This window comes from Rhodospirillales bacterium (assembly GCA_016872535.1).
Classification (GTDB): domain Bacteria; phylum Pseudomonadota; class Alphaproteobacteria; order Rhodospirillales; family 2-12-FULL-67-15; genus 2-12-FULL-67-15.
Map to the genome: position 1 here is coordinate 22,760 of VGZQ01000031.1, position 11,351 is coordinate 34,110.

An 11,351-nucleotide genomic window follows, 5' to 3' on the forward strand; every position below is an offset into this window, starting at 1 on the left:
TTTAATTATACCAGAGGGAGGGATCGCGCCATACCCGAGACGCCTCGGCGCACGGGTAATTGAACTGCTCCGATTCCGGCCAATCCGGCGGCACCCGAAGCGGCGAGCCTGAGGGCGGTTTCGGGCCCGATCCCGCCGATGGCATAAACCGGGATCGGGCTTTGGCGGCACAAACGGGCAAAGCGCAAAGGACCGAGAGTGACCCTTCCCGGATGACTGGCGGTCGGGAATACGGGGCCCAGGACGACCGCATCGGCGCCGAGTTTTGCCGCCCGAAATACCGCCCTCAAGGAATGTGACGCAATCGTAACGATCCATTTTTTCCTGAACAATTTTGGTCCCAAGGCCAAGGGATCATCCGTCATCGCTTCCGGCAGATGTAGCCCCGCGGCGCGCACCCGGCAAGCGAGGCGCGCATCGCCCGCCACCAGAAGGCGGATTCCGCGCGCCCGCGCCTTTGCCGCGAGTGCCCGGGCGAGGGCCTCGCGGTTACGGACGCCGTAATGGCGAAAAACCAAGCCCGAGTCTCGCGGCAGGCGCGCAAGCGCCGCCAGCGGATCGGGAAGGCGGACTTCGTCGCTCATCAGCAACAGCGCGGGAAGCTTATTCATTGGTCGCTCGGCGCGTGACAAGGAAGCCCGCCGCGCGCGCATCAGGCGACGTATCGCGTGCGCCTGGAGGGACTTTGCGATGTTTGCTACGGTCGGCATGAATTCCATGGTAGCCGCTATCGACATCGCCGCCAATCTCGCACAGGTTCGTACGCGGATCGAAGCCGCCGCGCGCGCGGCCGGGCGCGATCCCGCCGATGTGGCTCTCGTGGCGGTGACCAAGACCCACGGGGCGGCCGCAATCCGCGCCGCCCTTGCCGCCGGGCAGCGCGTGTTCGGCGAAAACCGCGTCCAGGAAGCGGAAGACAAATGGCCGGAGATCAAGGCCGAGTTCGCGGCCGCACGCTTGCATTTGATCGGGCCGCTTCAGAGCAACAAGGCCAAACGCGCGGTTCAGCTGTTCGACGCGATCGAAACGGTCGACCGTCCCAAGATCGCCCGCGTGTTGGCCGAGGAAATGGCGAAGGCCAATCGTCGCCCTGCTTGCTTTATCGAGGTCAACACCGGAGAAGAATCGCAGAAAAGCGGTGTATTGCCCGCCCAGGTCGACGCCTTCGTGCGCGAATGCCGCGAAATCTACGGCCTGCCGGTCGAGGGTCTGATGTGCATTCCGCCCGTGGACGAGGAGCCGTCGCTGCATTTCGGCCTGCTTTCGGAAATGGCCAAACGCAACGGACTCAGGCATCTCAGCATGGGCATGAGCGCCGACTACGAAATCGCAATCGCCTTCGGCGCCACCTTCGTGCGCGTCGGCACCGCGATTTTCGGCCCGCGCCCGTCGTTCACGGGCGCCAAATAAAGGACCGGCCCGTCGTTCACGGGCGCCAAATAAAAAACGGACCCATTGGTTACGGGGACGACGGTTCGACGATCAGGCGATCGCCCTGAGCGCAATCGGCAAGCAGCCGCACCAGGTCCCGGCGCGCGAGCGCGACACAGCCCTCGGTCGGGGCGTAATTTTCGCCGGTGACGTGAAGAAAAATGGCGCTGCCGCGCGCGGGCACCGGCGGCGCGTCGTTCCAGCCGAGTACGACCATGAGATCGTAGAGCCCGTCGTCGCGCCAGAGAACCTCGTGGCGGGCGGCGAACGGCCGACGAATGTGGCGGTTGTATTCGGGGCTCGCGGGATCGTCGCACCAGCCGTCCTCGGGCGCGAGCGCCCGCGTCGGCAGCCGGGTTACGGGCTGGGCTTCCCGATCCGGGCGATAGAAAAGGTAACGCAGCGGCATTGCGCCGGCCGGAGTCGCGCCGTCGCCTTCGCGTTTGGCCGCCTTCACGCCGCCGCGCCCGAGGGCGCAGCGAACCTCGCCTTTCGGCCACGACAAGATGCCCGTGACCGGGGGGCCCGCCTTCGCTAAGACCGCTTCGGCGGGCGAAGAAAGGTCGGAGGGAATGACCCGGATGTCCATGGCGTGTCCTTCGCCGCCGTCAGTTGACGATGTTCACCCCTTCGCGCCGGGCCGCTTCCGGCGGCTGCGTTTCGCGCAACCGGCGCGCATCCTCATATTTGGCGAGCGCATCGAGCATCACGTCCGAAAACCAACCGCCCTCGACGCCGATAGCGCCGGCCGGGGCAGCGAAGGCTCCGGCCAGGGCGCCGGGGGTACGCTTGACGGCGAGCTGGGCCAGCGGATCGGGCGCCAGCGCGCGCGTCGCGGACGGGATCGCCGCCGGGGGAACCGTCGCCGGCGAAGTCGGGCGAACGATTTCGGATTGCTGATCCGGCGGCGAGTAGAATCCCTTCCAGCCGGGACCGGCGATCGGCCCGCGCGGCGGCGGCGGCGGTAGATCGTTGTCGAGGGCCGGCGCGGATTGGGGCGCGGGCGACGGCGCAAGCGCCGCGGGTCGCAGCGCGGCCTGAGCAAACTCGACATTCGGCCCGGCGATCGGAATCGCGCCCGGCGGCAGCAGCTCGGCCAGGGCTTGTTCGTCGGCGCTCGGCGCGCGGTCGGAAGCGACCGCGGGCTTCGGATTCGACTCGTTGGCCGCCATCGCCGTCGCGGGCGCGGAGCCGTCCTTGAACAGCGCGACTGCGTGCTCGCCCACGTCCTTGCCGCTCGCTTCGATCACCACGATGTTGGCGAGCGCGCCTAGCCCGCCGAGCGGGCCCATGAACAGCATCCCGCCCGCCATGCGCGCGCCGTGGCCGATCCGGTCTCCGGTCAACTCGCGATAGATCGTCGATACAATCGGGATGTGTTGCAGCGGGTTGATGGCGTCGATGATGTCGGCGAAGGAAAACTCGCCGTCCTGGAAGAGGCCCGGCGGTTCCGCCCTGACGTTCTCGGGTTTGGGCTCCCGCGCGGCGGTTTCGATTCGGGCGGGATCGTCGGTCACCGCCGGTCGCGGCGGCGACGAGCGTTCGGGCGAGGGCGGCGCGACAGGGCCGGGTTCGACGCGGGCGCGCCATTCCGGCACGGTGCCGTCCGCGCCGTCGGCGGCGCGCGCGGGCGAATCCCCGCGCGCGTCAGATAGAGCGCCCCTATCGGGGCGCGCGGGCGAATCCCCGCGCGCGTCAGATAGAACGCCCCCATCGGGGCGCGCGAGCGCGGCGGTGGCCATCAGGGCCTGCCAGGGCGACAGCAGGGCGCCGCCGCCCGCCGGATCGGCGGCCCGAATGGGGGCTGCGCGTTCGACGTTGGCGCGCCAGGCGCTAACGCCATCGACGGATAGGCTCATGGCACGTTCCCTTTACTCGACGGCCGTTCGTTGCGGCCTTCGCGGGCTTCGGTTTTATGGGGTCCGAAACCCGCTTTGGTCATAACCGTCGCAAGGGACGTGCCACGATAAAATCGTTATATTTCAACACACTAAATGATATGCGGGGAGGGATTCGCGTTCCGGCGCGGCAAAAACTGCCGCCCGGCCTGGGGGGCCCCGGGGCCGGCTTGGCAAGCTAGAAGAGATGGCCGCCCTTGCTCGCCTTGGCGCGCAGATAGCGCTCGTTGTGCTTGTTGGCGGGAAAGGCGTGCGGCACCCGGCCCTCGACCGCGACCCCACAAGCCTGCAGCGCGCGGACCTTGTCGGGATTGTTGGTCATCAGGCGGATGCGGGCGAAGCCGAGCAGGCCCAGCATGCGCGCGGCGGGCAGGTACACGCGCTCGTCGGCGTCGAAACCGAGTTGCTCGTTGGCGTCGATGGTGTCGAAACCGCGATCCTGCAATTCGTAGGCGCGCAGCTTGTTCACCAGCCCGATGCCGCGCCCTTCCTGGGCGAGATAAAGCAGCGCCCCGCCCCCGGCGCGGGCGATTTCGCCGATTGCGCCGCGCAGCTGGTCGCCGCAATCGCAACGGAGCGAACCCAGCAAATCGCCGGTAAAGCACTCCGAATGAATGCGGACCAGAACCGGCCGGGCGGGATCGGGATCGCCGATCACCAACGCCAAGTGTTCGAGGCCGCCGTCCCTCGGCCGAAAGGCGATGACCCGGGTGTTCTCCGCGCCGGGCAGCGGCACGCGCGCCTCGCTGACCTTGGCGAGCGTGCGCGCCGAAATGGCGTCGTATTGGAACACGTCGCCGGCATCGACCATCAGCAAGCCATGGCGCGCCGCCCACGCGGCGAGATCGCCCGAATCGGCCGACGCCAACGGGGCCACCAGCGCCGCCGGCAGCAAGCGCGCCAACTTGGTGAGCGCGACGGCCGCGGTTTCGCAACCGAACGCGGACGGCTCGCCGATGGCGAAGTTAAACGCCCGCGCGTCCGTCGCGGACAGCGGATCGGCGAGATCCCGCACCAGCGCGGCGTCGAAGGCGGCGGCCGCGAGAGTGACGACACGCTGATTATCGCCGCCAAGCCCGAGCACCTTGGCCCGCCGTCCGGTGAGGACGAGAACCGGGCGGCTCTGGGCGCGCCGCGCGAGGGTATCGAGCGAGGATTCGGTCGCGGCCTCTGCCGCCAGCGCCAACGCCGCGCGTCCGTGCGCGGCGGCGATCACGACCATATGACCCCGGCGCAGTTCGGCGACGGCGCGATCAACCGCGAGCAGCGAAACCGGCTCGCGGCTCAAGGGAATATTCGGCAACTCGGAACGTTCGGGCATCGCAAACGGCTATTGTGTCGGCGGAGGAGAATATTAGAGGATCGAAAGGCCTTTCGCCGCAATGTAATATCAAGTATTTTCAAGATATTCGCTTAAATTGGAACAGGCAAAACGAAACCAGCGCGGACGGCGTCGATGGCGGGGTTGGCCAAGAAACTGTTGTTGGTGGACGACGATCCGGCGTTCGTCGAGACGCTGAGCGAGCAATTGCGCCAAAGCGAAGGTTTCGTCGTCACCACGGCCGCCACGGCCAAGGAAGCGCTCGACAAGATCCGCGCCGACTACTGCGACGTCGTCATCCTCGACATCGGGCTGCCCGACATGGACGGGCGCGAAGCCTGCCGCGCCATGCGCCAGGCCGGGATCAAGACGCCGATCATCATGCTGACCGGCGCGGACACCGATGCCGATGCGATCAAGGGTCTCGAATCGGGCGCGAGCGACTACGTCACCAAGCCGTTTCGAATCGGCGTCCTGCTGGCGCGCATCCGGGCGCACATCCGTCAGCACGAACTCAGCGACGACGCGGTGTTCACGGTCGGCCCCTACGTGTTTCAACCGAGCGCGCGCATGCTGGTGCATAAAGACAACAAGAAGAAGGTCCGGCTCACCGACAAGGAGGCGGCGATTCTCAAATATCTTTACCGCGCCGGCGACCGGGCGATCCCGCGTGAAACCCTGCTCGGCGAGGTTTGGGGCTATAACGCGGGCGTGACCACCCACACCCTGGAAACCCATGTCTACCGGTTGCGTCAGAAAATCGAACGCGCACCGGGCCGCGCCGAAATCCTGATCACCGAACCGGGCGGCTATCGATTGATCCCGTAAGGCCCGCGTAAAAAAGTGTGCGCCCGGCAAGGGGGGCGAGCCGGGCGCACGGGTTCCTTACGGAACCTGCGGATGGCAGGGGAGCCATCCGTCGGCCGGAGTAATCCGGACCTTTTCTTGAAATGGTCGGAAATGCCCCCGGATCAACCCCGGCCGGGCGGGATTTTCCGCGGGATAAAACGCCCTCGAATCAATATGTTAACAATACCGGCTAATTCGCGGGGGGCTTTTCCACCATCTCATCGAACAAGAAGAGCTTGGGCTCCAGCGCGACGCCGAATTCGGGGGCGAGCAGAGCGACGTCGGTCACGGCCCCCTGGGCGTCGGTGACGGTCCATTTGCGCAAAGCGAGCGGCTTGTCCGCGAACACCAGCGCCAGCGCGCCTTGGCCGGGATCGGCGGCCTGAACGAGAGTGATCCTGAGCGCTCCCGGCGAGCGTTCGAGGCGCGCGATCGCCAAATCGCCGCCCGAAAGACGGATTTTTTCGCGCAACAGCACCGCCGCCGGCGTCTGGTCCGAACCGAAATACTGCACCTGCTTGAGTTCGCGATCGTAGTAACCGACCGTCTTGTCGTGGGCGACGATCAGGATCGGCACCGGCGGATCGTAGGCGATGCGGAGCTTTCCCGGCCGGGCCATGAACAGGCTGCCTTCGGCTTGCGCGCCGGAAGGCGCGACCTGGAAAAAGCGCGAACGCAACGTGCGGATGCCGTTGAGGTATTCCTCGACGCGGGCGACGTCGGCGAGATCCTCGGCCGACAAGCGCGCGGGCGAATCCCCGCGCGAATCGTATGATGCGCCCCTATCGGGGCGCGCCGGCTCGAATTTCGGCGCCGCATGCGCCCCGCCGGCCGCGTACCAAAGCATCAAAGCGAACAGGATGGATCGCAGCATGAGGGTCATAACGGGCCCATATATGCGCCCGACCGCCCGGAAAGGAAAGGGATCTCGAAGGGCGCCTTTCGACCGACCCGGCGCTATGATTAAAATGCGGCGGCTTGGGAGAAGGAAAAGACAGGTTGCGGTTCGGAAAAGCCATCGCCTTCGTCATCGGCGGCCTGCTCGGCACGGGCGCCGGATTTGCGCTCGGCATCTTCGTCTATCCCTACATTTTTCTGGCTGATATCGTCGCCACGGAAACGGCGACCGCCCGCGACGCCGCCCCGGTCGCCACCGGCACCTTCGTTCATGCCAACCCGTCCGACCCGATCCATTGGGGGCGGGGCCGGGTCAGCGTCTACAGGGACGCCGTATTCCTGCATGACGATTTCAAGGTCGGTCCGGGCCCCAAGTTCCACGTCTATCTCGTGCCCGACGCGGACGTGACGCCGACGACCGAGGTCGAAAAGACCATGTTCGTCGATCTGGGGCGCTTACGGGCGTTCCAGGGCAGCCAGAACTACGCCATTCCGGCCGGAATCGACCCCGCGCGCTACGGCAGCGTGGTTATTTGGTGCGAGCACTTCAAGGTGCTGATCTCGCCGGCGAAGCTCGCGCCCGCAAACCGTTAAGCGATCGAACTCGGGGTCAGTTCTTCTTGACGACAATGTCGCGCGGGCCTTTTTCGCCTTCGGGCTCCTTGTGGGCGATGGCGAAGTGACAATCGATGCAGGTCCGGCCCTCCTGGCGGCCTTTCGCATGCCGGTCCCAGGCCTTTTCCGACTGCTTCTTCTGCGCCATCGACTGCCAATCGTGGCAGTTGCGGCATTCGAGCGAGTCGTTCTTCTTCATTACCGTCCAGACGTTGACGGCGAGCTGGTAGCGCTGCGCTTCGAACTTCTCGGGCGTGTCCATCGCGCCCATGATGTGCTTGGGCAGTTCGTTGAACGAGGCCTCGATCTTGCGGATCATCTTGGGTCCCCATTCCTTGGGGACATGGCAGTCGGCACAGACCGCGCGCACGCCGGTGCGGTTGTTGTAATGGATCGTCTCCTTGTATTCGGCGTAGACGTTGTCGCGCATCTCGTGGCAGGAGATGCAGAAGGCTTCGGTGTTGGACAATTCGATCGCCCAGTTGAATCCGCCCCAGAACAGGATGCCGAAAACGGCCCCGCCGCCTGCAAGCACGCCGACGGAAAGTTTGGCCGACGGCCGCCACAAGGCCCGCCAGAGGTCGATGAGTCGGTTCATGGGTGCTCCTATCGATCGGTTGAAAACGTCACCCCGGCCGAAGCGCAGCGGAGAGCCGGGGTCCAAGCATTCAAAAAAGCGGGATTCCCGCGTTCGCGGGAATGACAAAACGGTCGCATGCGGCTAGCGCGACAGGATCCACTCGGCCAGGTTCTTGAGCGCGGCGTCGTCGCCCTGGGTCTTCTTGTGCTTTTCCTTCTTGCCGTCGACCTCGACCATGGGTTCCGAGGACATATGGGCGACCAGCTTCTGCACGCCGTCGGGCTTGCCCTTGTATTTCTCGGCGACCTTTTTGTAGGCGGGGCCTTCCTTGTCCCGGGCGACCGCGTGGCATTTGCCGCAATCGTTGTCCTTCAGCACCTTTTCCGCGGCCTTGGCGTCGACGGCATGGGCGGACAGGGGAGCCAAGGCCAAGCCGGCGGCGACGATCAGGGAAAACGCGCGCATGTTTATTTTCTCCGCGATTGAGAGTTGAGAATCAGGCATCGAAACGGAACGCCGGAAGATCACCAGCGGTGATAGTAGGAAAGGCCGATGAAGTGGGTCTGCTCGTTGTCCGGGATTTTGACTTCCGCGCCGTTGGCGTAGACCATGCCTTTCCAGGTCCAGTCCCGCGCGGTCACGTGGGCAAAGCCGTACTTGAGTTTGATGCCGCTGTTGTCGGCGAGAGCGTAGTCGCCGGTGAGCGTCAGCAGCCATTGGCGGTATTCGATGTCCGGCAGCGAAGGACCGATGCCGGTGGCGATGGCGGTGGTCGGCGCGAAGCCGTGGACGCTGGTGTCCTCGGAGCGCTGCAGGTCGGCGACAAACTTGATGTTGTCGACGGGCTTGCCGGTCAAGGTCGCACCGATGGCTTTGCCGATGTGGCGCAGCCGGGATACGAACGGAACGCTGCCGTCCAGGAACATCTGCTCCATCTGGATGGTGTTCCAGGCGAGCCAGCCGGAAACGTCCCAATCGTCGGCGAACTTGTAGTTGGCGTCGAGGGAGGAGAAATAGGCGTTTCCCTCCTGCGGGCCGATGTCGCGGGCGCCGTACACGTCGCGCGAGATTTCGCCGAGCCATTGCAGCGAAAAATCGTTGGTCGGCGACCAGTTCAACGTCGCCCGGCCTTTGTCGCGGCTGCGGTTGGCCCACAGGATGGGATCGTTGGCATTGACGCCGCCGGTGCCGGTTATCTGGTGGCCCGATCCGAACCGCTCGGAATGGACGTAACCGATCGAGCCGCTCAAGTTCTCGAGCAGCGGACGGCGGAGATCAAGCCTGGCCGACACTTCGTCGGTCTTGGTGCGGAAACTCGCGTGGCGGATGGCGGGCGAGGTCCGATCCCAGTGCTCGTAACCGATGCCGCCAACCAACTTGAACTGCATCGGCAGCTGGTATGTGACTTCCGCGTCGGTGTTCGCGGTGCCGCGCGAGAAGGGAATGTTGTAGCCGGTGCGGGCGGTCGAGCCGGCAACATAGGCCACCTGCGGCGTGACGTCGTTGCGTTCCTCGTAGCGCATCTTGACCCGGCTCGAGAGGTCCTTGGTCGGCCGCGAGCTCAGCCCCAAGTTGAGAAGCGTGTTGTGCACCTTGCCGCCGAGGTCGGTGCGGCCGCTTCTAGTATTGGGTTCGAAAAAAGTCTCGTTCTGGGTGAGCAGGCCATAGGAAGCGTTGAACGTGCCCCGCGTCGTCGGCGTGAAGCTGTAGCCGCCGTTGACGAACACCTGATGCATCATGTTGTTCAAGGGCAGCGAAACGTCCCCGTGCGTCGAGCCGGTGGTAACCACGCGCTCGGCCTCGTTCTGGAAAATCGAGCCGAGATAGCCGGCCTGCATCTGCAACTGCTTGCCGGTATAGCTGATGGTTCCCTGGTATTCCTGGGTGGTGAACTCGATCGGCTCGGCCACGAAAAAGAATCCCTGCACGCCCCACTGGCGCATGCCGGTCTTGCGTTCCTCGCGCGCCGAGAAGCTGACCTCGTAGCCGTCGCCGAGCTTCTTGGCGCCGCCGAGCTTCAGCTTGTCACGGTTCATCTCCAACTCGACCTCGCGTCGCAAACCGTTGGTTCGGATAATATTCGTGGAGCCGAGCCCGACGACGGACGTCGTAATGACGTTCGGGTTGGTGTAGTTCGACCGGCCGCCTTCGACGAAATAGTTCCAGTCGCCCTGACGCTCGTGCTCGAAGCGGAATTCGCCGCCCTCGAGGCCGAGGCTTTCGGCGTTGAAGCGGAGCCACGTGCCGGTCTTGTCGTCGCGCTGGAGAATGGAGGCGTCGAAAATCGGATAAACGCCGCTGCCGCCGGCCATGCCGTTGAAGCTGCCGAACTTGCGCGATTCGTCGCCGATGCCGGCGATGCCGATTTCGACCCGGCTTTGCGGATGGATCAGGGATTCGACCGTCGGTTCTTCGGCGGTCGCCGGCACCGCGGCCGAAACGGCCGCGGAAGCAAGAAGCGAATAGCGGAGGGGAGCTCTTTTCATGACCGAACCCCTTTCCATTTACTGCCTCAGGGAGCGGGATTCCGCCCCGCCCTGAGGATTGTTGCCGCCGTGAATATTGGTGTGGCAGTTGACGCAGGAGCGGCCCAAGGCCATCGCGCCCGTCCCCGTGCTGAACGTGAGCGTCGGCGAATCGGCGCGGTGGCTGGTCGGCTCGTGGCATTGCTGGCACAGGAACGGCGCGCGCCATTTGAGCATGCTGGCGACGTTGGTGCCGTGCGGGTTATGGCAATGGCCGCAGTTCTCGGTCACCGGCTGGTGGTTCCAGATGAACGGCCCGCGCTTTTCGGCGTGGCATTGGAAGCAGGTGTCGTTGACCGTGCCGCGCACCACCATGCTCGGTCCCGGCGAGCCGTGCGGGTTATGGCAGTCCGAGCACGTCACCTTGCCCTCGAGGATCGGATGGCGGGACGGCTTGGAAACCTCCATCCGCTTGTCCTTGTGGCAATCGAAGCAGACCTGGGCCTGTTCCTTCTTGTCGCGGACCTTGTCGTGGCCGGTGTGGACCTGATGGCAGGACGTGCACGTCACGTCGCGCGCGGCGTGGGTGCCTTCGTGCCAGAACATGCGCGTCTTGCCCTCGTGGCAGGTGAGGCAGGCGGCGCTTTGCACGTCGGCCGGGGTCTTGGACTTCTTGCCGAAGCTGCGGTCGACGGGGGGCCGGGCGGCGACGTCGGCGGGCTTGTTGACGTGGGTCGGGCTTTCCCCGTGGCAGCTGGTGCAGGTCGGCGTGCGGTTGTCCGCTTTCGTGCCGTGCTTGGTGCGGCCGATGGAGAGAACCGGGTAAGCCTCGGCTTCGTCGTGGCAGCGGGTGCAGACCGCGTCGCCCTTGAGCACCAGATCCGGGCGCGGCGCGCGCGTCGTGGCGGCCTGCGCCTGGGCGAGCGTGGTCGCGGAAGAAGGAGCGGAAGGAGCGGAATAGGATTGAGCGTGAGCGCTTCCCGTTAAGAGAAAAAACGCTAACGCCGACAACAATATTTTGGCCGAATCGCTGACCATCAGGCCCCCGAGCAGCCCCTCGCTTAGCGTGTCGGCCCCGCAGCCGACCCCTGAAATTGCATGTGCCGGTCGGGTCCAGTAAAGAACAGAATGCCTGGAAAAAACCCCATTATTCGTTTTTGTTTCTGGCTAGGGTCCGGACTCAATTGGCCCACCATACTACGGCGGCGGCCAAGAACACGCCGGAGAGGAAGACGTCGGCGCGTTTGTCGTAACGGGTGGCGATCCGCCGGAAGTCCTTGAGACGACAGAACATG

General features: G+C 65.1%; 13 protein-coding genes. 3 read left to right on the forward strand and 10 right to left on the reverse strand.

What is annotated here, in order from left to right; all coding sequences use genetic code 11:
- Window positions 1-5: 5 nt before the first annotated feature.
- A complete protein-coding gene (locus tag FJ311_07990) occupies window positions 6-737 on the reverse strand; it encodes a thiamine phosphate synthase (protein MBM3951379.1) in 732 nt (243 codons plus the stop codon).
- On the opposite strand from FJ311_07990, the gene FJ311_07995 reads away from it, so the two are divergent.
- Window positions 709-1,410 carry a YggS family pyridoxal phosphate-dependent enzyme gene (locus FJ311_07995; GenBank protein MBM3951380.1) on the forward strand — a complete coding sequence of 234 codons (702 nt, stop codon included), beginning with the start codon at window positions 709-711 and terminating at the stop codon, window positions 1,408-1,410. The two genes, FJ311_07990 and FJ311_07995, sit on opposite strands and share 29 nt — an antisense overlap.
- 49 nt (window positions 1,411-1,459) lie before the next feature.
- On the opposite strand, the gene FJ311_08000 is transcribed toward FJ311_07995, so the two are convergent.
- The 3 genes from FJ311_08000 to FJ311_08010 form a co-directional block, all read right to left on the reverse strand.
- Window positions 1,460-2,020: a hypothetical protein gene (locus tag FJ311_08000; protein MBM3951381.1), complete on the reverse strand. Its 561-nt coding sequence runs from the start codon at window positions 2,018-2,020 to the stop codon at window positions 1,460-1,462.
- A 19-nt stretch (window positions 2,021-2,039) separates the two neighbouring features.
- Entirely contained in the window at window positions 2,040-3,290 is a 1,251-nt protein-coding gene (locus tag FJ311_08005; protein ID MBM3951382.1) for a hypothetical protein, read from the reverse strand.
- 217 nt (window positions 3,291-3,507) lie between these two features.
- Window positions 3,508-4,650 (reverse strand): GTP cyclohydrolase II, encoded by a 1,143-nt coding sequence (locus FJ311_08010; protein MBM3951383.1) that lies wholly within the window; start codon window positions 4,648-4,650, stop codon window positions 3,508-3,510.
- 135 nt (window positions 4,651-4,785) lie between these two features.
- Here FJ311_08010 and FJ311_08015 point away from each other — a divergent pair, with 135 nt between their 5' ends.
- A complete protein-coding gene (locus FJ311_08015; GenBank protein ID MBM3951384.1) occupies window positions 4,786-5,478 on the forward strand; it encodes a response regulator transcription factor in 693 nt (230 codons plus the stop codon).
- Window positions 5,479-5,689: 211 nt separating this feature from the next.
- On the opposite strand, the gene FJ311_08020 is transcribed toward FJ311_08015, so the two are convergent.
- Window positions 5,690-6,382, reverse strand: coding sequence for an outer membrane lipoprotein carrier protein LolA (locus tag FJ311_08020; GenBank protein MBM3951385.1), 693 nt, complete (start codon window positions 6,380-6,382; stop codon window positions 5,690-5,692).
- Between the two features lie 116 nt (window positions 6,383-6,498).
- Here FJ311_08020 and FJ311_08025 point away from each other — a divergent pair, with 116 nt between their 5' ends.
- Window positions 6,499-6,990, forward strand: a complete 492-nt coding sequence (locus FJ311_08025; protein MBM3951386.1) for a DM13 domain-containing protein — start codon at window positions 6,499-6,501, stop codon at window positions 6,988-6,990.
- A gap of 16 nt (window positions 6,991-7,006) precedes the next feature.
- On the opposite strand, the gene FJ311_08030 is transcribed toward FJ311_08025, so the two are convergent.
- The 5 genes from FJ311_08030 to FJ311_08050 all read right to left on the reverse strand — a co-directional run.
- Window positions 7,007-7,609 carry a Denitrification system component NirT gene (locus FJ311_08030; GenBank protein ID MBM3951387.1) on the reverse strand — a complete coding sequence of 201 codons (603 nt, stop codon included), beginning with the start codon at window positions 7,607-7,609 and terminating at the stop codon, window positions 7,007-7,009.
- Between the two features lie 123 nt (window positions 7,610-7,732).
- A complete protein-coding gene (locus tag FJ311_08035; GenBank protein MBM3951388.1) occupies window positions 7,733-8,056 on the reverse strand; it encodes a c-type cytochrome in 324 nt (107 codons plus the stop codon).
- A 59-nt stretch (window positions 8,057-8,115) separates the two neighbouring features.
- A complete protein-coding gene (locus tag FJ311_08040) occupies window positions 8,116-10,095 on the reverse strand; it encodes an MtrB/PioB family decaheme-associated outer membrane protein (GenBank protein ID MBM3951389.1) in 1,980 nt (659 codons plus the stop codon).
- Window positions 10,096-11,094, reverse strand: coding sequence for a DmsE family decaheme c-type cytochrome (locus tag FJ311_08045; GenBank protein MBM3951390.1), 999 nt, complete (start codon window positions 11,092-11,094; stop codon window positions 10,096-10,098).
- 142 nt (window positions 11,095-11,236) lie between these two features.
- The coding region (locus FJ311_08050) for an IS5/IS1182 family transposase (GenBank protein MBM3951391.1) at window positions 11,237-11,351 on the reverse strand (115 nt) is incomplete at its 5' end.